Raw genomic sequence first — 20,252 nt, 5'->3', positions numbered from 1 at the left:
GGCTGGCAGACGCTTCGACACTCCCATTCTTGCCGCTATCAACACCACCGACACCGCTGGACACTAATTATTTCCTCTATTAAATCATATAGATAAAAATATGGCACGGCGGTTGCAATATCCTCAACAGATACCGAAAAAAATGAAGGAATTCGACATGCGAGAGATGTACATCGCAACCCACGGGCGCTATGCGGAAGGGATTGTGTCAGCGCTGAACCTGCTGGTTGGAGACGATCATGGCGTCACGCCCATCTGCGCCTACTGCGGTGAGATTGGCTCCACGGCCGAACTGGCGGTGCGCTTTGAGGCCCTCGCCCAACAGACGCTCGGCCAGCAAAAAGAGCTGGTGCTGTTTACCGATATGCCCGGCGGCAGCGTCAACAACACCGCCGTACAGATGCTGGTGAAATACCCGCATGTTCAGGTTATTAGCGGTGCCAATCTGATTATGCTGATGGAGTTTTGCCTCTCCGATCATGCGGATACTCCATCACGTCTTGAGGACGCCATTGCCGCCGCCAGCGGCGCGATGCAGTACATGAACGTGCAGCCGGAAATTCTCGCCGCTCGCCAGGCCGCCCAGCCTGCCGCTGATGATGATATCGACGACTTTTTTGCCACGGAGACACAGCCATGAACGTTGCGCTGGAAACCCTCGATCGCCGCTACCTTACGACGCAGCCGGGCTTAGACTCACGCTGGCTGAACGAAGCGCTCCGCGAAGTGCTCGCCAAGGTTGATGCCATGCTGCCGCGCTTTACCGCTACCTTTCCGGCGGCCAGCGCAACGGATGGCCGCTACCCGGCGGTAGAAAAGGTCGATTGGACCGAAGGATTCTGGACCGGCATGCTGTGGCTGGCCTGGGAAGTGACCGGCGACGACAAATACCGCACTGTAGCGGAAGGGTTGCTCGACAGTTTTGAAGAGCGTCTTGATAAGCAGATTAAAGTCGACACCCACGACCTGGGCTTTCTCTATCTGCTCTCCTGCGTCAACGCCTGGAAGCTCACCGGCAACCTTCGCGCCCGTGGTCTGGCGCTGCGCGCCGCTGAGCTGCTGTATCACCGCTTTAACGAAACGGCGGGCGTGATCCAGGCCTGGGGCGATCTCAACGACCCGGCGCGCCAGGGACGCATGATCATCGACTGCAACCTCAACGTGCCGCTGCTGTTCTGGGCCGCCAATGAGACCGGCAACGCCGCGTGGCGGGAAGCCGCGACGCGTCACCTGGCGCAGGCCGCGCGTTATCTGGTGCGAGAAGATGCTTCCAGCTTCCACACTTTCTATATGGATGTGCACAGCGGCCAACCGCTGCGCGGCGATACCCATCAGGGCTTCAGCGACAGCTCGTGCTGGGCGCGCGGCCAGGCGTGGGGGATTTACGGCTTTGCGCTGGGCTTCCGCCATACCGGTGACGCCGCTCAGCCGGAGCTGGCGCGTAAGCTGGCGCACTATTTTCTCAACCGTCTGCCAGAAGATTTTGTCTGCTATTGGGATCTGATTTTCACGCCGCAGGATACCGCGCTGCGAGATACCTCCGCTGCCGCCGTTGCCGCCTGCGGTCTGGCGGAGCTGCTTACTCTGCTGCCGTTAACCGACCCGCTGCGCCCCGCTTACGGCAATGCCATCGAACTGATGATGCGCAATTTGCGGGAGCACTATTTTGCCCCCACGCAGGACGGCCTGCTGCGTGAAGGTGTTTATAACTTTGGCCGCAACATGGGCATTAACGAACCTAACCTCTGGGGCGATTATTTCTATTTCGAAGCCCTGGTTCGCCTTTCCCGCGTCTGGACCCCCTACTTTTGCTAACTGGAGCTACACATGATTTCTTTAGTACGAATTGACGATCGCCTGATCCACGGCCAGGTTGCCGTGGTCTGGACCAAGCATCTCGGTGTTAACCGTATTCTGGTCGCCAACGATCAGATCGTGAATAACGAAGTGCAGAAGATGTCGCTGCGCATGGCGGCTCCTGATACCGCGAAGTGCGCGATTATGGCAGTCAAAGACGCGGGCGATATTCTCAACGACCCGCGCTCCGAGGCGATGAAAATTATGGTGATCGTCAACAATGCCGCCGATGCGCGTCGCCTCGTTGAACAGGCTGACGGCATCAAAACCCTGAACGTCGCCAACTTTGGGCGTATCACCGACAATCTGGCGGCGAAAAAACGCATTAGCGACACCGTGTACGTGACGCCGGAAGACGTGGCTGATTTTCATGCCATCGCCGCGCGCGGCGTGAAGGTGGAATACCAGGTACTGCCCTCTCATCCGGTGAAAAACCTGATTGAGATGCTGGATAACGCTGCTAGTTAAGCGAGGTCGCTATGTTAACGTCTGCACTACTTGTCGCGCTGGTGATGTATATCGCCAAGTTCGCTGACCATACGCTCGGCCAGCCGCTGATTGAACGCCCGCTAATCTGCGGCGCGATGGTCGGTTTCGTGCTGGGAGATTTTCAGCAGGGAATTATCATCGGCGCTACGCTTGAGCTGATTTTTCTCGGCACTATCACCATCGGCGGCTCGGTGCCTGCCGACCTGGCGGTGGGTTCGGTTCTGGCTACTGCGTTCACCATTCTCACCCACGCTGAACCTGCGGTTGCGGTGGCATTAGCCCTGCCGATCAGCCTGCTGGCGGTCTTTGTTTACCAGGTGCTGAAGCTGGTTTATACCGCACTGGTTGAGAAATATGACGCTTTGCTTGAAGAGGGGCGCGACCGCGCCGCGCTCGGCATCACCCTAGGAATGACGATGTTCTACGGCGTGCCGTTTGCGGTACTGGCCTTCTTCGGCATTCTGTTTGGTACCGATGTGATCCGCAGCCTGGTGGAAAGCATTCCGGATACCGTTATGCGCGGTATGACGGCGGTTGGCGGCATTCTTCCCGCTCTGGGCTTTGCCATTTTGCTCAAGGCACTGTGGAACCGAAATATCGCAGCCTTCTTCTTTATCGGCTTCGCCATGGCGGCTTATCTGCAACTGCCGATTATGGGCATCGCGATTATCGCCGCTTCCGTTGCCGTTTATATCTGCTTCAACGAATTCAACCAGTTGAAAGCCAATAAACAAGCCACCACTGCCGCAAGTGCGTCGGTTGACGATAAGGATGGGTTCTTCAATGACTGATATCCACAACAGCGCGGTAAGCGCAGGCGACGACAGCAAGGATGAGAAAAAGATGTTCCGCCAGCTGTTCTTCCGCCAGTTCCAGCTGCTGGGCTCCATGAACTTCACCCGTATGGAGGGGCTGAGCTACGGCTGGATTCTGGCGCCGCTGCTCAAGAAGATCTATACCGGCAACCCGCACGGCTACGTTGAGTCGCTCAAACGCAACAGCCAGTTTTTCAATACCAACCAGCATCTGGCGCCGTTCATTATGGGCCTGACGCTATCAATGGAAAAAGAGAATGCCGCCAACCCAGAATTTGATACCTCCAGTATTAACGGTATCAAAGTGGCCTTGATGGGGCCGTTCGCGGGCGTCGGCGACTCCTTCTTCTATGGCGTGCTGCGCATCATTGCAACGGGGATTGCGATCGGCCTGGCATCACAGGGGAACCCGCTGGGGCCGCTGCTGTTCCTGTTGATTTACAACATCCCAAGCTTACTGCTGCGCTACTACGGTGGAGTCATGGGCTATCGGCTGGGTTCGAAGTACATCGCCGAAGCGACGCAGTCTGGCTTACTTTCCTGCATCACCAAAGCCTCGGCCATGATGGGCCTGATGATGGTGGGTGCAATGAGCGCCAGCATGGTGAAATTTACCACCACCTTTAAAACCACCATCGCCGGGCAGCCGTTTGTATTGCAGGAGATCCTCGACAAAATCTGCGTCGGGCTGATTCCGCTGCTGCTGGTGTTGGGCTGCCTGAAGCTACTGAACAAAAAAGTGAGCCCGAACAAAGTGCTCATCATGCTGATTGTCTTCGGTTTCGCCGCCGCAGGCGTTGGGATTATTTAACCCCTCCCAGGCTCCCTTCAAGACAAGGGAGCCTGGCACGGAGTATTTATGGTCTGGCATGCCGCGTTGTTTTCTTGTCAGCCTGAGAAATTTCATCAGGTTTTTCAATCAATTCATCTCACCGACATTGCTTCTCGCTGCAATCTCTATCCTGTACTCATTACCCCGGAAAATATCAACCAGCACCTATCGGCGCTAAAAGACATTGAGTTCATTTTTTCCACCTGGGGTATGTTCACCTTAAGTGAAGTACAGCTGGATAACTTATCTAGCCTGAAGGTTATTTTTTATGCTGCGGGTGCGACGGATTACTTCTCGGCTCCCTATCTCGCTCGTAAGATAAAAATTGTCAGTGCATGGCGAGCCAATGCTGTTCCTGTCGCTGAATTTTGTCTCGCACAGATCTTATTAGGCTGTAAGGGCTATTACCGTAATCAGCGGGAATACAGTTGCCCGGAACAATTTTCAGTGCTGGCGAACCAGCATTCCGCGCCCGGAAATTATCAAGAACGGGTTGCGCTACTTGGTGCAGGCGCAATCTCTCAAGCGTTGCAAACTTTATTAGTTCCGTTCGCTCTTGATGTGGTGGTGATTCCATCAAGGCCGGATAAACGAACGCTTTCTTTGGAAGATGCCTTTTCTAGTGCGTGGGTTATCAGTAATCATTTACCTAACCGCGCTGATAACATAGGTATTCTTGATAGAAATCTTTTTCAAAGAATGCGTACTGGAGCCGTATTTATTAATACCGGGAGAGGCATGCAGGTAAACGAAAAAGACCTCATCAACGTACTGGAAGAACGCCCCGATCTGACCGCTATTCTGGATGTCACCAAACCTGAACCACCTGATGCAACATCACCGTTATATACACTTCCGAACGTGCAGTTAACCAGCCATATTGCTGGAGCGCTGAATAATGAGACCCGGCGTTTGGTTCACTGCGTACTGGATGAATTCCAGCGCTGGTTGAAAGGTGAGCCGCTGCAGCATGAGATTTCAACACGTTTATAAACGACATCCTTCAGAGGATTTATATAGTCAGGCGCTGGCCTGCGGCGAGAAACGATAGGTCAGAAAAGGTATTTACGCCGCCATCAGGCAACTTGCGCGAGTGCTTCCAGACGAGGGCTTATCTGGTCTACCGCTTAAAAACGAAAAAAGCGCCCCGAGGGCGCTCTTTCGACAGTAGCGGAAGCTTATTTGGTCAGTTCGGCGGTCATGTGCACGCGGTTACCGGAATAAGCCTGGGTAATTTTGTAGGAACTTGCCCCCGCCTGTTCAGCCTGGGCGGCAATTTTCGCTTCTGCACCGTCAATGGTAGAGGCGGTTGCGGTCACGGTCTGAGCAGCGAAGGTACCGAAAGAAGCGGCGAGTGCGATAACTGCGACAAAAGTTTTGATGCTTTTCATGATGTAAACCCTTTAATTTAGTTGTTTGGATAAGGCACATTGCCTTGATGTGATAAATAGTAGGCCACACTCCCATCAACTAATAGCGGAATGATTTGCATTTATCATTCAATTTTTTTGAGATAGAAATATGCTATTCAATCAGGATCAAAAAGGATTACTGGAGAACCGAAAAAAACCGCTGCCTGCAGGCACCTGGCTCTTGCATCAGGGAGAGGTGCAAAATCATTTTTACTATTTGCATCATGGTGTTGTTCGCGCGGTTTATCACTCAGACCAGGGCGTAGAGCGGGTAAAAGAGTTCTATTTTGCGGGGGAGTGCTGCTTTTTATATCTCAACTGGCTAACGGCTACCCCTGCTGATTACAGCCTGCAGGCGCTCGCGGCGGGAGAAGTCAGTGAAGTTCCCCTCTCTTTTCTGGATGCCGCCGAAAATCAGGACTGCAAAATGCAGCTTCTCATTCAGCAACTTATCTACAAAGAAAAAAAGGAGCAGATGCTGCTGCTCAATACCCCTGAGCAACGCTATCGGTATATTCAGAGCCAGTTCCCGGACTGGGAGTCACAGCTTACGCAGCGGGATCTCGCCAGCTATATCGGGATTACGCCGGTCAGCCTTTCGCGTATTCGCCAACGTCTTAACAAAGGTTAACGCCATCGCCGATGGCGTCACTTATTGTTCCGCCATTCATTTGTGCAATGGCGTCCGTTATGACCACATTTCTTGTTTCCCAGATCCTTGCCGGCATCAGCTTTGGGCTGGATATTTCCGCCTTTCACTTTCGCCGCCGAACCATGACGCTAACCCTTCTTGCCAGCTCAACCAGCCTGCTGGCGCTCCATTTTTATCTGCTGGAGCAGCCTGTGGCATCCGGGTTGATGGCGATTGCGGCTTGCCGCTTTACGACAGCGATCCTGACGCGGCGTCTATGGGCAATGTGGATATTTATGGCGGCGTCGGTAATCTGTAGCGCCTGTTTCTGGCAGGGAATGACGAACCTGTTGCCGTTGGCCGGCAGTCTGCTGATGACCTTCGCCTCTTTTCAGGATAAGACCAATAAACTGCGAGGATACACGCTGGGGGGCAGTTTATGCTGGGTGCTAAACAATGTGATTGTCGGTTCGCCGGTGGCTATCATCATGGAGATGGCGTTTTCAGGCAGCATTTTGCTGGCTGCCTGGCATCATTACTCCGTCAATAAACGCTCTGGGTGGGTATAAATCGTCGCTCTGCCTGGTTTGCAAAAGCCCACCAGCGTCAGGTTGCAGCGCTCGGCCACTTCCACCGCCAGGGTGGTGGCTGCGGAGACCGCAAACAAAATCTCGACGCCGCACATGGCGGACTTCTGCACCATTTCATAGCTGGCGCGGCTGGAAACCAGCGCGGCGCCCCGCTGCCAGCGCGCGCCTTCCTGCGCACGATGACCCAGCAGTTTATCCAGCGCCACATGGCGACCCACATCTTCATGCCCGCCCGCCAGCTCCCCCGACGGCATGATCCAAGCCGCCGCATGGGTGCAGCCCGTTTCGCGGCCAACTGGCTGAACATCGTTTAAGTGTCTGAGCGCATGATCAAGATGGGCCAGGTCGAAGGTCTGGCTGAAAGGCAGCGGCTGAATGGGTTTACCGATATCGTTGAGCTGTTCAACGCCGCAGACGCCACATCCGGTGCGCCCGGCGAGCGCGCGGCGACGCTCTTTGAGCCCCATAAAGCGGCGGCTGGAGAGTTCAATTCTGACTTCCGTGCCGTTGCAGGCTGGCACCACGTCCATGCCGAAAATTTCACGCGGATGTTCGATGATGCCTTCCGACAGGGAAAAACCAATCGCAAAGGCTTCGAGGTCTTTCGGCGTCGCCATCATCACGACGTGAGAAATGCCGTTGTAGACCAGCGCAACGGGAACTTCTTCAGCAAGAATATCCTGTGTCGGTTGCATAATTTTTGGCCTTCTGAAGACGGAACGCTCGACCGCGCCAATCAACTGCAACGAGGGTTCGACTTCATCTTTAACATTAAACACGGCAAGTACTCTGAACGACATCAAAAATAAGGGGCATCTATTCCATCACAACAGGAGGGAATTAAGGCTTATTATGGATCAACTTTGTGGTGCAATAACGCACAGTGCGCATTTTTTAGCGACATTCTGCTACAAAAAGACGGTGTAAACTATAGGTACTACCTTGTGGTTATCTTCGCTAATCGCCCACCAAATTAGCGCGATAAACAGGGTTAAATGTGATAAATCTCACGATTCAATGTTAACCCCAGCAAAATCCATTCACCTGCCATTAACCGCATTAGAACAAGCCTACCGATATTGTGGTATTCTGAACCAAAGCCCTCCTGGAACTGAGGGCATCTTAGTATTCAGAATCTTCGTCTGACTACGACGGAGAACAACTACAAGCAATGACAATGTCGAAACAAGGAGCGAACCATGCAGGTCAGCAGAAGGCAGTTCTTTAAGATCTGCGCTGGCGGTATGGCAGGAACCACGGCAGCCGCACTGGGATTTGCCCCAGGCATCGCACTCGCGGAAACACGGCAGTATAAATTACTGCGCACCCGTGAGACCCGTAACACCTGCACTTACTGCTCTGTCGGTTGTGGGCTTTTAATGTATAGCCTCGGCGACGGCGCAAAAAACGCAAAAGCCTCAATTTTCCACATCGAAGGGGACCCGGATCACCCGGTAAACCGCGGCGCGCTGTGCCCGAAAGGGGCAGGTCTGGTGGACTTTATCCACTCTGAAAGCCGTCTGAAGTACCCTGAATACCGCGCACCTGGCTCCAATAAATGGCAGCAAATCAGCTGGGACGAAGCGTTCGACCGCATCGCTAAGCTGATGAAGGCCGACCGCGACGCCAACTTTATCGAGAAAAACGAAGCAGGTACCACCGTTAACCGTTGGTTGACCACCGGTATGCTGTGCGCCTCTGCTTCCAGTAACGAAACCGGATTCTTAACGCAGAAATTCTCCCGCGCGCTCGGTATGCTCGCGGTCGACAACCAAGCGCGTGTCTGACACGGACCAACGGTAGCAAGTCTTGCTCCAACATTTGGTCGCGGTGCGATGACCAACCACTGGGTTGATATCAAGAACGCCAACCTCATCGTCGTGATGGGTGGGAACGCGGCAGAAGCGCATCCGGTGGGGTTCCGCTGGGCGATGGAAGCCAAGATCCATAACGGCGCGAAGCTGATTGTTATCGATCCCCGCTTTACGCGAACCGCGTCAGTGGCGGATTTCTACGCCCCTATTCGCTCCGGTACCGACATTACTTTCCTGTCGGGCGTGATGCTGTACCTGTTGAATAACGAAAAATTCAACCGTGAGTACACCGAAGCCTATACCAACGCCAGCCTTATCGTGCGTGAAGACTTTAGCTTCAACGACGGCCTGTTCAGCGGCTACGACGCCGAAGCGCGTAAGTACGATAAGACCTCCTGGAACTACGAGCTGGATGAGAACGGTCACGCTAAACGCGATACCACCCTCACCCATCCGCGCTGCGTCTGGAATCTGCTGAAACAACATATTTCCCGCTATACGCCGGAGATGGTTGAAAATATCTGCGGTACGCCAAAAGCCGACTTCCTGAAAGTCTGCGAGTACATCGCAGAAACCAGCGCGCACGATAAAACCGCCTCGTTCCTGTATGCACTGGGCTGGACGCAGCACTCCATCGGTTCGCAGAACATCCGTACCATGGCGATGATCCAGCTGCTGCTCGGTAATATGGGCATGGCAGGCGGCGGCGTGAACGCCCTGCGCGGCCACTCCAACATCCAGGGTCTGACTGACCTCGGCCTGCTGTCAACGAGCCTGCCGGGCTATATGACGCTGCCAAACGAGAAGCAGACTGACCTGCAAACTTACCTCACCGCCAACACGCCTAAGCCGCTGCTGGATGGTCAGGTGAACTACTGGGGCAACTACCCGAAATTCTTCGTCTCGATGATGAAGACCTTCTACGGCGATAAAGCAACGGCGGAAAATAGCTGGGGCTTTGACTGGCTGCCGAAGTGGGACAAAGGGTACGACGTCCTGCAGTACTTCGAGATGATGAAAGAGGGCAAGGTCAACGGCTATCTGTGCCAGGGCTTTAACCCGGTTGCCTCATTCCCGAACAAAAACAAAACCGTCGCGGCGCTTTCTAAACTGAAGTTCCTCGTCACCATTGACCCGCTCAACACCGAAACGGCGACCTTCTGGCAAAACCACGGCGAGTCGAACGATGTTGACCCGTCGAAAATCCAGACCGAAGTGTTCCGCCTGCCGTCCACCTGCTTCGCCGAAGAGAACGGCTCTATCGTGAACTCCGGCCGCTGGCTGCAGTGGCACTGGAAGGGCGCGGACGCCCCGGGGGATGCCGTCACCGACGGTGAGATCCTGGCCGGTATCTTCTTACGCCTGCGTAAGATGTACGCCGAAGAAGGCGGCCCGGTACCTGAGCAGGTACTGAATATGAGCTGGAACTACTCAACGCCGGATGAGCCTGCGTCTGAGGAAGTGGCGATGGAGAACAACGGTAAAGCGTTGGCGGATATTGTCGACCCGGCTACCGGTGCGGTTATCGTGAAGAAAGGCCAACTGCTGAGCTCGTTCGCTCAACTGCGCGATGACGGTACCACCGCCAGCGGCTGCTGGATCTTTGCCGGTAGCTGGACGCCGGACGGCAACCAGATGGCGCGTCGCGATAACGCCGATCCATCCGGCCTTGGCAACACGCTGGGCTGGGCCTGGGCATGGCCGCTGAACCGCCGCATCCTCTATAACCGTGCTTCCGCAGACCCACAGGGTAACCCGTGGGATCCGAAGCGCCAGCTCATCAAATGGGACGGCGTGAAATGGGGCGGCGTGGATATTCCGGACTACAGCACCGCGGCGCCGGGCAGCAACGTCGGGCCGTTTATCATGCAGCCGGAAGGGATGGGTCGCCTGTTCGCCCTCGATAAGATGGCAGAAGGTCCGTTCCCGGAACACTACGAGCCGTTTGAAACGCCGCTGGGCACTAACCCGCTGCACCCGAACGTCATCTCCAACCCTGCCGCCCGTATCTTTAAAGGCGATAGGGAAGCGTTGGGTAAAGCGGATAAGTTCCCGTACGTCGGTACCACCTACCGTCTGACCGAGCACTTCCACTACTGGACTAAGCATGCGCTGCTTAACGCCATCGCACAGCCGGAACAGTTCGTGGAGATTGGTGAGAAGCTGGCCGATAAGCTCGGCATCGGCCACGGCGATACCGTGAAGGTCTCCTCCAACCGCGGCTATATCAAAGCCAAGGCGGTGGTGACCAAGCGTATCCGCACGCTGAAAGTTGACGGTAAGGATATCGATACCATCGGTATTCCAATCCACTGGGGCTATGAAGGCGTGGCGAAGAAAGGGTTTATTGCCAACACCCTGACGCCGTCCGTCGGCGATGCGAACTCGCAGACGCCGGAATTCAAGTCCTTCCTGGTGAACGTGGAAAAGGTGTAACGGAGACGACCTATGGCTTATCAATCGCAGGACATTATCCGTCGTTCCGCCACTAACGGTTTCACTCCCGCGCCGCGCGCGCGGGATCACCAGGAAGAGGTGGCGAAGCTTATCGACGTGACCACCTGTATCGGCTGTAAAGCCTGTCAGGTGGCCTGTTCAGAGTGGAACGATATCCGTGACGAGATTGGCAGCAACGTCGGGGTGTACGACAACCCGGCGGATTTAACCGCCAAATCCTGGACGGTGATGCGTTTCTCGGAAGTGGAACAGAACGACAAACTGGAGTGGCTCATCCGTAAGGATGGCTGTATGCACTGCGCCGACCCGGGCTGCCTGAAGGCGTGCCCGTCAGAAGGGGCTATCATTCAGTATGCCAACGGCATCGTCGACTTCCAGTCCGAGCAGTGCATTGGCTGTGGCTACTGTATCGCAGGCTGCCCGTTCAACGTGCCGCGACTCAACCCGGAAGACAACCGCGTCTACAAATGTACGCTGTGCGTCGACCGTGTGAACGTCGGGCAAGAACCAGCATGCGTGAAAACTTGCCCAACCGGCGCTATCCACTTTGGTTCCAAAGAGGATATGAAAGTGCTGGCGGGCGAGCGCGTGGCCGAACTGAAAACCCGCGGTTACGACAATGCGGGCCTGTACGATCCGGCAGGCGTTGGCGGTACGCACGTGATGTACGTGCTGCACCACGCCGACAAACCGAATCTGTACCACGGTCTGCCGGAGAACCCGGAAATCAGCGCTACCGTGAAGTTCTGGAAAGGCGTCTGGAAACCGCTGGCCGCCATCGGCTTTGCTGCGACCTTCGCCGCGAGCATCTTCCACTACGTCGGGGTCGGTCCGAACCGTGCAGAAGAGGAAGAAGACAATCTGGATGAGAAAGACGATGAGGTGCGCAAATGAAAAAACGTGACACCATCGTGCGCTACACGGCGCCGGAACGCATCAACCACTGGGTCACCGCCTTCTGCTTCATGCTGGCGGCGATAAGCGGGCTGGGATTTTTCTTCCCCTCCTTCAACTGGCTGATGCAAATCATGGGGACTCCGCAGCTGGCGCGAATTCTGCACCCGTTTGTCGGGGTCATCATGTTTGCCTCGTTTATCATCATGTTTTTCCGCTACTGGCACCACAATCTAATCAATCGGGATGATATCTTTTGGGCGAAGAATATTCGTAAGATCGTCGTCAACGAGGAAGTAGGTGACACCGGGCGTTATAACTTCGGCCAGAAATGCGTATTCTGGGCGGCGATTATCTTCCTGGTGCTGCTGCTGGTGAGCGGTGTGATTATCTGGCGTCCGTACTTTGCGCCTGCTTTCTCAATCCCGGTGATCCGATTTGCGCTCATGCTGCATTCATTTGCCGCAGTGGCGTTAATTGTGGTTATCATGGTGCATATCTACGCCGCCCTTTGGGTGAAAGGCACCATTACCGCGATGGTGGAGGGATGGGTTACCAAAACGTGGGCGAAGAAACACCACCCGCGCTGGTACCGTGAAGTCCGCCAGAAACAGGAAAAGTCATCTGAATGAGTATTCGCATAATCCCGCAAGATGAGCTGGGTTCGAGCGAGAAACGTACGGCGGAAACCATCCCGCCGTTGTTGTTCCCCAGACTCAAGAACCTCTACAACCGCCGTGCCGAACGTCTGCGCGAGCTGGCAGAGAATAATCCGCTGGGTGATTACCTGCGCTTTGCGGCGCTGATCGCCCACGCTCAGGAAGTGGTGCTGTACGACCACCCGCTGAAGATGGATCTCACCGCGCGCATCAAAGAAGCGAATGAACAGGGCAAACCGCCGCTGGATATTCACGTTCTGCCGCGCGACAAGCACTGGCACACGCTGCTGCAATCAATGATTGCCGAGCTGAAGCCAGAGATGAGTGGCCCCGCGCTGGCGGTCATCGAGAACCTGGAGAAAGCCTCCGAGCAGGAGCTGGAGCAGATGGCGAGCGCGCTGTTTGCCTCTGATTTTGCTTCCGTGAGCAGTGATAAAGCGCCGTTTATCTGGGCCGCGTTATCACTCTACTGGGCGCAAATGGCCAGCCTGATTCCGGGCAAAGCCCGCGCCGAATACGGCGAGCAGCGCCAATTCTGCCCAGTTTGCGGCTCAATGCCGGTCTCCAGCATGGTGCAAATTGGTACCACTCAGGGACTGCGCTATCTGCACTGCAACCTGTGTGAAACCGAGTGGCACGTGGTGCGCGTGAAGTGCAGCAACTGCGAACAGAGCCGCGACTTGCACTATTGGTCGCTGGATAACGAGCAGGCTGCCATCAAAGCCGAAAGCTGCGGCGACTGCGGCACTTACCTGAAGATTCTGTATCAGGAAAAAGACCCGAAAGTCGAAGCGGTTGCCGACGACCTCGCCTCGCTGGTACTGGACGCGCGAATGGAGCAGGAAGGGTTCGCCCGCAGCTCGATTAACCCGTTCTTGTTCCCGGGGGAAGGGGAGTAATTTTCCACAAGCCCGGATAGCACACATGCTGCCGGGTTTTTCCTCAGTCGCTCAGCGCCTGCAAAACATTTCTGGGATCGTTAGCAATAGCACGTAACAGCGCTTTTGCTGGGCCCGTTGGCGAACGCCTACCCTGCTCCCAGTTGCGCAGCGTATCGACACTAACGGAGATAAGCTCTGCAAACCGAGGCTGGGATAATCCTGAAGCCTGTCGGATGGCTTTGATCTTCATCGCATCAATGCGAAAGGTCCGTGAAGGTTCCCGATCTCCTTCAATGATCTCATTCATTTGCGCCATGCTTTGGGTTAACCGCTCAAAGAGTGCCTTGTCCATCTACCACCTCTCATTCAATACACGCAGAATCGCTTTCTCCTGCGGCGTGATATCGTCCTTAATACCCTTTTGATAAATCAGCAACAAGCGAATCTCAAATTTATGGCTCTGATAAAAATAGATAATACGCACACCGCTGCGCTTTCCCTTGCCTCGCGACCGCCAGCGAATTTTTCGCAGACCGCCTGTATCCTGAATCAGATCGCCGCAATCAGGGTGCTGTGCCATGAATAATTGCAGCCGGTGATACTCACCGTCATCCAGCAGTTTTCTGACATCTTCGGTAAAGAATTCCGTTTCTATAAATAGCATATTCAGTACGCCATTGGCTTATATTAGTCAAACCAGACCATACGTCAATGGCGTATGATTGATATAACTTACCGTACCGGAATTAAATCGAAGAAACTAACGGTCTTCCTATTTTTGCGAGCCGCTATCCACAATCACCACCTCACCCCATTTCTCCGTTTTCATTCGCGATAAACCAAGCTATAAAGCTGTATGTTTATACAGCAAAAAGGAGATCATCATGGCATTGGAAAACGGCATTGCGCAGTTAGTTGCTGAGTTTATTGCGGCGGGTCGTCCCTCTTCACGCGAGCAGAATATTGATGACCGGAGAAAGGGTTATATTGCCAGCACGGCGCTGGCGGGCGAGAAAGAGATTCGTGTCAAATCAGAAGATATTGTGCTGGAAGGGATGACATTTCGCGTCATTTCGCCGCTAAATGCGGCCTCTTCACTCCCCTGCATTATCTACTTTCATGGCGGCTGTTTTGTCAGCGGTGGGTTTATCACTCACGATAATCAGCTGCGGCAGTTAGCCTGGCACAGCGGATGCCGGGTGATTGCGGTGCAGTATCGTCTGGCGCCAGAACACATTTTCCCCGCCGCCCATGACGACGCCGAGCGTGGTGCAAACCTCATCCACAAATACGCGCAGCAGCTGGGTATTGACCGCCAGCGAATGACGCTAATGGGTGACAGCGCGGGCGCACATCTGGCGTTGGTAACTGGGCTGCGGCTGAAGGCTTCTGCCGTGTGGGCTCCCGCGAAACTCGTGCTGATTTACCCTATGCTTGACGCAACAGCCAGCTTTGCAAGCTATGTCAGCAATGGCCAGGACTACATCATTACCCGCGACACGCTGCTCTCCGGCTTTGAAATGTATCTTCAGGAAAACGACCCACTGCACCCGGAAGCTAGCCCGCTCTGGCGTGACGATTTTAGCGGCTTGCCGCCAGTGCATATCATCACCGCCGAATACGATCCGCTCCGCGATGAAGGGGAAGCGCTGTATGAACGGCTTACCCGACAAGGCGTGTCCTGCACCTCTAAGCGCTATCTCGGAGTGATTCACGGCTTTTTCCAGCTTGGCGGCGTCAGCCAGGCAGCGCGGGAGGCGATGGAGGATGTGGCCCGACGGGTGGCAGGCCACTGAATATGTTGGGCGAAGAGAGAGACCTTACTCCTCTTCGTTCCCACCCTCGACATACGAACCGAAGGGTTTTGCAGGCAGCACGATATAGGTTCCCTCAAACACCACGCCTGGGGTGTCATCGCCGAACAGCTCAACCTGCATCTGCACGCGCGCTTTACGCCCTCGAGCCAGTCGGTCCAGATCGCCGCTAAGTGAGCCGAGGTCGGCAATGGCGGTCGGTTTTCCGGTGATCGGTTTTCGGTAGCGGATATGGGCATCGGCAAGAATAATGGTGCCGCCCAGGTGGCGTTCGCGCAGCATCAGCCAGATAAGCCCCCAGCCGGTGAGGGTGGCCAGTGAGAAAAGGCTGCCGGCAAACAGCGTATGGTGCGGGTTCTGGTTGCCGGTTTCCGGCATGGTGGTAATGAATTTCTGCCCGGTGTACTGCTGGATACGCACGCCCATTTTCTCGCTGAGCGGAATATGATCGTACCAGGCCTGCTGCAGCTGTGCGCACCAGTCGCCGCGATGCAGAATATCATCCAGCGAAGCAACGGGTTTAATCATCAGGAAATGGCGAACGGGCGTGGTCTGCGGGGTAGTTATCTCCCCTTCGTTCTTGAATCCTAACTTGGAAAAGAACGGTACGGCGTCTTCACGTGCGCTGCAGGTGACGCGTTTAACCCCTTCCTGACGCGCGACGGACTCCAGCGTCATCGCGATAAGCGTCCCCAGCCCTTTATCCTGAACGTCAGGATGCACCGCCATAAAGCGGATGGAGGCTTCATTATCCGCGTTGATGTACAGCCGCCCTACGGCGACCAGCTTTCCCAGTTCATCAACCACCATCTGATGGTGCGCCATGGCATCCCAGGCATCACGTTCGGAACCTTTGGGCTGATGCAGGGGTTTACGCAGCATTTCCCAGCGAAACTGGTAATACTGCTCTAACTCTTCTTCAGTCTGCGGTACTCGGAGATGGTACATAATGGCACTCTCTTTTGTCGCCCACGTCCTAACGGGAAGCGTGGTCATACTTGTAACCAGAACGTCACGGGGCCGTCATTGACCAGCGACACCTGCATATCCGCTGCGAATCGTCCTGTTTGCGTGTTCATATCCTGTTGGCGACAGCGTTGTACAAAATAGTCATATAGCGCTTCAGCGCGATCCGGCGCGGCGCCTTTTGAAAAGCCCGGGCGCATACCGCGTTCGGTATCGGCCGCCAGCGTAAACTGCGACACCACCAGCACGCTACCACCGGCCTGCTGCACGTTAAGGTTCATCTTACCGTCAGCATCGCTGAAGATACGGTAGCCCAGCACGCGCTCGCACAGGCGGTTTGCCTTCTGCTCATCATCGTCCTTCTCTACGCCCAGCAGCACCAACAGCCCCAGGCCAATCTCTCCCGTCACTTCATCCGCCACGCTGACGCTAGCGCGGGTGACTCGCTGAATTAATGCAATCATGATTCTTCGGCTTCTTGTTGTTCTGTTTTCAATTTTCGGTATTCACCGAGAGTGACAGTTATTTCGGCACCTAGCAAGACGATACACCAGGTCCAGTAGACCCAGACAAACAAAATGGGGATCACCGCCAGCACGCCGTAAATCAGCTGATAGGATGGAAACGCGGTGATGTAGAGTGAGAACACCTTCTTACCCAGTTCGTGCAGTAATGCCGCTACCAGCGCCCCAATAATCGCATCACGATTCGGCACCTGGGTGGTCGGCACCACGCTATAGAGCAGCCAGAACGATAACCAGGAGAGCAGCAGCGGGAAAATACGCAGCAGGTTATCAATTACGCCGTTTAGTTCACTGGCCCAGCGTAGCGACAGCAAATAGGAACTGATTGCCAGGCTCACCCCGGCCAACAGAGGCCCCAGGGTCAGGATCATCCAGTAGACGGCAAAAGAGTAAACCTTTGGGCGCGTGCGCTTGCTCCGCCAGATAGTGTTCAAGGCGCTATCGATGGAGTACATCAACAGCAGCGCGGTAATAATCAGGCCGCAGGCACCAAACGCGGTCATCCTGTTGGAGTTGGCGACAAACTGCTCGATATAGCGCTGAATAACGTCGCCGGTTGCAGGCAGGAAGTTAGCGAACACAAAATGGCGAATCTGCAGGCTAACTTCCGAAAACATGGGAAATGCCGCGAACAGGGCAAAAATCACCGCCACCAGCGGCACAATGGAAAGCAACGACACGTAGGCAAGATTACCCGCCAGCGTCGTCATATTGTCTTCTTCGATGCGCCGCCAGAGGAATTTACTCCACGCCACCAGCGGCCGGGTATGATGAATCAGTTTTTGATGAACGGTTTTTAGCATAACGACTTCATAAAATAGTCGGGTAGGGTTTCTCTCCCGGTCACCAGCACGCTGGTGATCCCCAACTGGTTAGCGCCCTCTATATTATCGGCGTTATCGTCAAAAAAGACCGCATCGGCAGCGGAAAAACCTTCCGACTCGAGTACGCGCTGGTAAATCCGGGCTTCCGGTTTGCGCATTCCCATCTCCTGAGAGAGATAGACATGGTCAGAGGCTGCGGTGATTTCCGGGTATTCGCTAGGCCAGAAAGTGGTGTGCAGCGCATTGGTATTAGACAGGACCACCACACGATGCCCCTGCTCGCGCAGCGTTTTCATGATATCGATAACTTCAGGGCGTAGCGCCACAAAAACCGCCTGCCAGCCGTGGGCAAACTGTTCGTAGCTGAGCGGTAGTTCCATGTCGTGGCACATGGCTTTTGCAAACTCTTCATCCGATATTTCACCGCGCTCATGCTGATGAAATACCTCTCCCATAGTGAAACTCTGCTTTAGCCGAGCCAGCGGCACGCGAGCAAGATCGCTCCACGTCCCCAGAACACGGTTGAAATCAATGTCGACAATCACATTACCTAAATCAAAGATATAGAGCATTTTTGCCTCCGTTCACGCCGTGGAAATTTCACTCTAGCGGGAAAGGAGAACTTTGACCATGAACAAACGCTCTCTATTTCAAAAAGAAAAACCCCGCCATATAGGCGGGGTTTTAGGTCACGACAAAAGAGAGAAATTAATCTTCTTTTGGACCGCGCATAGCGCGTTTACGGTCGTTTTCAGTCAGGTGACGTTTACGAATACGGATGGAAGTTGGGGTAACTTCTACCAGTTCGTCGTCATCGATGAACTCCAGAGCTTGTTCCAGAGTCATTTTCTGAGCTGGGACCAGCGTGGTAGCTTCATCAGTACCGGAAGCACGCATGTTGGTCAGTTTCTTACCGGTCAGGCAGTTTACAGTCAGGTCGTTAGAACGGCTGTGAATACCGATGATCTGGCCTTCGTAAACTTCTGCGCCGTGGCCCAGGAACAGCTTACCGCGGTCCTGCAGGCTGAACAGTGCGAACGCAACAGCTTTACCCTGACCGTTGGAGATCAGTACGCCGTTCTGACGCTGGCCAACTTCACCCGGACGAACGTCGTCGTAGTGGCTGAAGGTGGAGTACAGCAGACCGGTACCGGAGGTCATGGTCATGAATTCTGAACGGAAGCCGATCAGACCACGGCTTGGGATCACGTAGTCGAGACGTACGCGGCCTTTTCCGTCTGGATTCATGTTTTTCAGGTCGCCTTTACGCTCACCCAGTGCCTGCATGACAGAACCCTGGTGCTGCTCTTCGACGTCCAGCGTTACGTTTTCGAATGGCTCTTGTTTACGGCCATCGATTTCGCGGAAGATTACTTTCGGACGGGAAACCGCCATTTCGAAACCTTCACGACGCATGTTTTCAATCAGAACGGACAGGTGCAGTTCACCACGGCCAGAAACGCGGAATGCGTCTGCATCCGGAGTTTCTTCAACGCGCAGTGCCACGTTGTGTACCAGTTCTTTCTTCAGACGGTCCAGAATCTGGCGAGAGGTAACGTACTTACCTTCTTTACCACAGAATGGAGAGGTGTTGACGTTGAAGAACATGGTTACCGTCGGTTCATCAACGGACAGTGCTGGCAGCGCTTCGACGTTCTGCGGGTCGCAGATGGTGTCGGAGATGTTCAGCTCGCCCAGACCGGTGATCGCGATGATGTCGCCAGCTTCAGCCAGGTCGCTATCGATACGCTCCAGACCCAGGTGAGTCAGTACTTTACCGACTTTACCGTTACGGGTTTTGCCTTCGCTATCAATGATAGTGATCTGCTGGTTTGGCTTCACTTTACCGCGTTTGATACGGCCGATACCGATAACACCAACGTAGTTGTTGTAGTCCAGCTGGGAGATTTGCATCTGCAGCGGGCCATCCAGGTCTACGTCTGGAGCCGGTACACGATCAACGATGGTCTGATACAGCGGGGTCATGTCTTCCGCCATATTTTCGTGATCCAGACCTGCGATACCGTTCAGCGCGGAAGCGTAAACGATAGGGAAGTCCAGCTGCTCGTCGGTCGCGTCGAGGTTAACGAACAGGTCGAATACCTGGTCAACAACCCAATCAGGACGTGCGCCTGGACGGTCAACTTTGTTGATAACAACAATTGGCTTCAAACCATGAGCGAATGCTTTTTTGGTCACGAAGCGCGTCTGCGGCATCGGGCCATCCATTGCATCAACTACCAGCAGCACAGAGTCAACCATGGACATGACGCGCTCAACTTCACCACCGAAGTCGGCGTGCCCTGGGGTATCAACGATGTTGATACGGTAATCATTCCATTTGATTGCGGTGTTTTTCGCGAGGATGGTAATCCCACGCTCTTTCTCCAAATCGTTGGAGTCCATCACACGTTCTTGAGTTTCAGCACGTGCATCAAACGTACCGGATTGCTGCAGCAGCTTATCGACCAGGGTAGTTTTACCATGGTCAACGTGCGCGATGATGGCGATGTTACGCAAATTTTCGATCACAACTTTGCCTCGGGCATTAGAAATAGCGCGTTATTGTACACGGATTAATCGCACTACAAAACAGGATCACAGAGATCCTCCGCAAACAAGTATTGCAGAGTTCCTTTGTGATCGCTTTCACGGAGCATAAAAAGGGCACCCAATCACAATTTGCACCAATATGGTGCTCATCGCTTCAGGATAAGCACTATAATGGTGCAAAGACGCTATCGTGGTGCAGCCCTTTTGCACTATGGTGCGCATGATAACGCCTTTTGGGGG

22 protein-coding genes are annotated in these 20,252 nt (G+C 54.4%); 13 read left to right on the top strand and 9 right to left on the bottom strand.

The window, feature by feature from the left end:
- The first annotated feature begins 157 nt into the window (after positions 1-157).
- Genes ACLGE8_RS18360 through ACLGE8_RS18335 form a run of 6 tightly spaced genes read left to right on the top strand, consistent with a single transcriptional unit; the run spans position 158 to position 4,986 of the window.
- Positions 158-640 (top strand): PTS sugar transporter subunit IIA, encoded by a 483-nt coding sequence (locus ACLGE8_RS18360; RefSeq protein ID WP_411000304.1) that lies wholly within the window; start codon positions 158-160, stop codon positions 638-640.
- Complete coding sequence (locus tag ACLGE8_RS18355) at positions 637-1,815, top strand: glycoside hydrolase family 88 protein (RefSeq protein ID WP_411000302.1); 1,179 nt, start codon at positions 637-639, stop codon at positions 1,813-1,815. Before ACLGE8_RS18360 ends, ACLGE8_RS18355 begins: the two co-directional genes overlap by 4 nt.
- Positions 1,816-1,827: 12 nt before the next feature.
- A complete protein-coding gene (locus tag ACLGE8_RS18350) occupies positions 1,828-2,325 on the top strand; it encodes a PTS sugar transporter subunit IIB (protein WP_333499954.1) in 498 nt (165 codons plus the stop codon).
- A gap of 11 nt (positions 2,326-2,336) precedes the next feature.
- A complete protein-coding gene (locus tag ACLGE8_RS18345; RefSeq protein ID WP_333499955.1) occupies positions 2,337-3,137 on the top strand; it encodes a PTS sugar transporter subunit IIC in 801 nt (266 codons plus the stop codon).
- Positions 3,130-3,972, top strand: a complete 843-nt coding sequence (locus tag ACLGE8_RS18340) for a PTS system mannose/fructose/sorbose family transporter subunit IID (RefSeq protein WP_411000300.1) — start codon at positions 3,130-3,132, stop codon at positions 3,970-3,972. Before ACLGE8_RS18345 ends, ACLGE8_RS18340 begins: the two co-directional genes overlap by 8 nt.
- 48 nt (positions 3,973-4,020) lie before the next feature.
- On the top strand, positions 4,021-4,986 hold the full coding sequence (locus ACLGE8_RS18335) for an NAD(P)-dependent oxidoreductase (RefSeq protein ID WP_411000299.1): 966 nt from the start codon (positions 4,021-4,023) through the stop codon (positions 4,984-4,986).
- A 185-nt stretch (positions 4,987-5,171) separates the two neighbouring features.
- Here the strand turns inward: ACLGE8_RS18335 and ACLGE8_RS18330 are convergent, their stop codons facing one another.
- Positions 5,172-5,384: a DUF1471 domain-containing protein gene (locus ACLGE8_RS18330; protein ID WP_395597071.1), complete on the bottom strand. Its 213-nt coding sequence runs from the start codon at positions 5,382-5,384 to the stop codon at positions 5,172-5,174.
- Positions 5,385-5,514: 130 nt separating this feature from the next.
- Here ACLGE8_RS18330 and ACLGE8_RS18325 point away from each other — a divergent pair, with 130 nt between their 5' ends.
- Together ACLGE8_RS18325 and ACLGE8_RS18320 are read left to right on the top strand one after the other, a co-directional pair.
- On the top strand, positions 5,515-6,036 hold the full coding sequence (locus tag ACLGE8_RS18325; protein ID WP_411000297.1) for a Crp/Fnr family transcriptional regulator: 522 nt from the start codon (positions 5,515-5,517) through the stop codon (positions 6,034-6,036).
- Positions 6,037-6,095: 59 nt separating this feature from the next.
- Entirely contained in the window at positions 6,096-6,605 is a 510-nt protein-coding gene (locus ACLGE8_RS18320; RefSeq protein WP_411000295.1) for a YgjV family protein, read from the top strand.
- Here the strand turns inward: ACLGE8_RS18320 and fdhD are convergent.
- Entirely contained in the window at positions 6,572-7,321 is a 750-nt protein-coding gene (gene fdhD / locus ACLGE8_RS18315; RefSeq protein ID WP_411000293.1) for a formate dehydrogenase accessory sulfurtransferase FdhD, read from the bottom strand. The two genes, ACLGE8_RS18320 and fdhD, sit on opposite strands and share 34 nt — an antisense overlap.
- A 504-nt stretch (positions 7,322-7,825) precedes the next feature.
- On the opposite strand from fdhD, the gene fdnG reads away from it, so the two are divergent.
- From fdnG to fdhE, 4 genes are read left to right on the top strand one after another with little or no spacing between them, the layout of a single operon-like run.
- Complete coding sequence (gene fdnG, locus ACLGE8_RS18310) at positions 7,826-10,876, top strand: formate dehydrogenase-N subunit alpha (RefSeq protein ID WP_411000292.1); 3,051 nt, start codon at positions 7,826-7,828, stop codon at positions 10,874-10,876.
- Between the two features lie 12 nt (positions 10,877-10,888).
- Positions 10,889-11,791 carry a formate dehydrogenase subunit beta gene (gene fdxH, locus ACLGE8_RS18305; RefSeq protein WP_035892321.1) on the top strand — a complete coding sequence of 301 codons (903 nt, stop codon included), beginning with the start codon at positions 10,889-10,891 and terminating at the stop codon, positions 11,789-11,791.
- Complete coding sequence (gene fdoI, locus ACLGE8_RS18300; protein WP_220439049.1) at positions 11,788-12,423, top strand: formate dehydrogenase cytochrome b556 subunit; 636 nt, start codon at positions 11,788-11,790, stop codon at positions 12,421-12,423. The genes fdxH and fdoI overlap by 4 nt, the downstream gene beginning before the upstream one ends.
- The gene (gene fdhE, locus ACLGE8_RS18295) at positions 12,420-13,349 is read left to right on the top strand and encodes a formate dehydrogenase accessory protein FdhE (RefSeq protein WP_411000290.1); all 930 of its coding nucleotides are present in this window, start codon (positions 12,420-12,422) and stop codon (positions 13,347-13,349) included. The genes fdoI and fdhE overlap by 4 nt, the downstream gene beginning before the upstream one ends.
- A 43-nt stretch (positions 13,350-13,392) precedes the next feature.
- Here fdhE and nadS read toward each other — a convergent pair whose 3' ends face one another.
- Positions 13,393-13,683, bottom strand: coding sequence for a NadS family protein (gene nadS, locus ACLGE8_RS18290; protein ID WP_411000288.1), 291 nt, complete (start codon positions 13,681-13,683; stop codon positions 13,393-13,395).
- On the bottom strand, positions 13,684-13,995 hold the full coding sequence (locus ACLGE8_RS18285) for a type II toxin-antitoxin system RelE/ParE family toxin (RefSeq protein WP_411000286.1): 312 nt from the start codon (positions 13,993-13,995) through the stop codon (positions 13,684-13,686). It lies immediately after the preceding gene.
- A gap of 220 nt (positions 13,996-14,215) precedes the next feature.
- Between ACLGE8_RS18285 and ACLGE8_RS18280 the strand changes: the two genes are divergently transcribed.
- On the top strand, positions 14,216-15,127 hold the full coding sequence (locus tag ACLGE8_RS18280; RefSeq protein WP_411000284.1) for an alpha/beta hydrolase: 912 nt from the start codon (positions 14,216-14,218) through the stop codon (positions 15,125-15,127).
- A gap of 24 nt (positions 15,128-15,151) precedes the next feature.
- Here ACLGE8_RS18280 and fabY read toward each other — a convergent pair whose 3' ends face one another.
- From fabY to typA, 5 genes are all read right to left on the bottom strand, one after another.
- Positions 15,152-16,093: a fatty acid biosynthesis protein FabY gene (gene fabY, locus ACLGE8_RS18275; protein WP_411000282.1), complete on the bottom strand. Its 942-nt coding sequence runs from the start codon at positions 16,091-16,093 to the stop codon at positions 15,152-15,154.
- A gap of 44 nt (positions 16,094-16,137) precedes the next feature.
- Entirely contained in the window at positions 16,138-16,575 is a 438-nt protein-coding gene (dtd, locus tag ACLGE8_RS18270) for a D-aminoacyl-tRNA deacylase (protein ID WP_185668851.1), read from the bottom strand.
- Positions 16,572-17,438 (bottom strand): virulence factor BrkB family protein, encoded by an 867-nt coding sequence (locus ACLGE8_RS18265; protein WP_411000280.1) that lies wholly within the window; start codon positions 17,436-17,438, stop codon positions 16,572-16,574. The genes dtd and ACLGE8_RS18265 overlap by 4 nt, the downstream gene beginning before the upstream one ends.
- Positions 17,432-18,031, bottom strand: a complete 600-nt coding sequence (gene yihX, locus ACLGE8_RS18260; RefSeq protein ID WP_411000278.1) for a glucose-1-phosphatase — start codon at positions 18,029-18,031, stop codon at positions 17,432-17,434. Before yihX ends, ACLGE8_RS18265 begins: the two co-directional genes overlap by 7 nt.
- A gap of 136 nt (positions 18,032-18,167) precedes the next feature.
- Positions 18,168-19,991 (bottom strand): ribosome-dependent GTPase TypA, encoded by a 1,824-nt coding sequence (gene typA, locus ACLGE8_RS18255; protein ID WP_035892308.1) that lies wholly within the window; start codon positions 19,989-19,991, stop codon positions 18,168-18,170.
- Positions 19,992-20,252: the final 261 nt, after the last annotated feature.

Origin of the sequence: Kluyvera sp. 142486, from assembly GCF_046569695.1 — a bacterium.
Classification (GTDB): domain Bacteria; phylum Pseudomonadota; class Gammaproteobacteria; order Enterobacterales; family Enterobacteriaceae; genus Kluyvera.
The sequence above is the reverse complement of the archived record's forward strand: the minus strand, read 5'-3'. Positions and strand labels throughout refer to the sequence as shown.

Excerpts from the sequence above, each read along its gene's own strand:
- ACLGE8_RS18360 (WP_411000304.1), top strand. The coding sequence starts at position 158 with ATGCGAGAGATGTACATCGCAACCCACGGGCGCTATGCGGAAGGGATT.
- ACLGE8_RS18355 (WP_411000302.1), top strand. The coding sequence starts at position 637 with ATGAACGTTGCGCTGGAAACCCTCGATCGCCGCTACCTTACGACGCAG.
- ACLGE8_RS18350 (WP_333499954.1), top strand. The coding sequence starts at position 1,828 with ATGATTTCTTTAGTACGAATTGACGATCGCCTGATCCACGGCCAGGTT.
- ACLGE8_RS18345 (WP_333499955.1), top strand. The coding sequence starts at position 2,337 with ATGTTAACGTCTGCACTACTTGTCGCGCTGGTGATGTATATCGCCAAG.
- ACLGE8_RS18340 (WP_411000300.1), top strand. The coding sequence starts at position 3,130 with ATGACTGATATCCACAACAGCGCGGTAAGCGCAGGCGACGACAGCAAG.
- ACLGE8_RS18335 (WP_411000299.1), top strand. The coding sequence starts at position 4,021 with ATGGTCTGGCATGCCGCGTTGTTTTCTTGTCAGCCTGAGAAATTTCAT.
- ACLGE8_RS18330 (WP_395597071.1), bottom strand. The coding sequence starts at position 5,384 with ATGAAAAGCATCAAAACTTTTGTCGCAGTTATCGCACTCGCCGCTTCT.
- ACLGE8_RS18325 (WP_411000297.1), top strand. The coding sequence starts at position 5,515 with ATGCTATTCAATCAGGATCAAAAAGGATTACTGGAGAACCGAAAAAAA.
- ACLGE8_RS18320 (WP_411000295.1), top strand. The coding sequence starts at position 6,096 with ATGACCACATTTCTTGTTTCCCAGATCCTTGCCGGCATCAGCTTTGGG.
- fdhD (WP_411000293.1), bottom strand. The coding sequence starts at position 7,321 with ATGCAACCGACACAGGATATTCTTGCTGAAGAAGTTCCCGTTGCGCTG.
- fdxH (WP_035892321.1), top strand. The coding sequence starts at position 10,889 with ATGGCTTATCAATCGCAGGACATTATCCGTCGTTCCGCCACTAACGGT.
- fdoI (WP_220439049.1), top strand. The coding sequence starts at position 11,788 with ATGAAAAAACGTGACACCATCGTGCGCTACACGGCGCCGGAACGCATC.
- fdhE (WP_411000290.1), top strand. The coding sequence starts at position 12,420 with ATGAGTATTCGCATAATCCCGCAAGATGAGCTGGGTTCGAGCGAGAAA.
- nadS (WP_411000288.1), bottom strand. The coding sequence starts at position 13,683 with ATGGACAAGGCACTCTTTGAGCGGTTAACCCAAAGCATGGCGCAAATG.
- ACLGE8_RS18285 (WP_411000286.1), bottom strand. The coding sequence starts at position 13,995 with ATGCTATTTATAGAAACGGAATTCTTTACCGAAGATGTCAGAAAACTG.
- ACLGE8_RS18280 (WP_411000284.1), top strand. The coding sequence starts at position 14,216 with ATGGCATTGGAAAACGGCATTGCGCAGTTAGTTGCTGAGTTTATTGCG.
- fabY (WP_411000282.1), bottom strand. The coding sequence starts at position 16,093 with ATGTACCATCTCCGAGTACCGCAGACTGAAGAAGAGTTAGAGCAGTAT.
- dtd (WP_185668851.1), bottom strand. The coding sequence starts at position 16,575 with ATGATTGCATTAATTCAGCGAGTCACCCGCGCTAGCGTCAGCGTGGCG.
- ACLGE8_RS18265 (WP_411000280.1), bottom strand. The coding sequence starts at position 17,438 with ATGCTAAAAACCGTTCATCAAAAACTGATTCATCATACCCGGCCGCTG.
- yihX (WP_411000278.1), bottom strand. The coding sequence starts at position 18,031 with ATGCTCTATATCTTTGATTTAGGTAATGTGATTGTCGACATTGATTTC.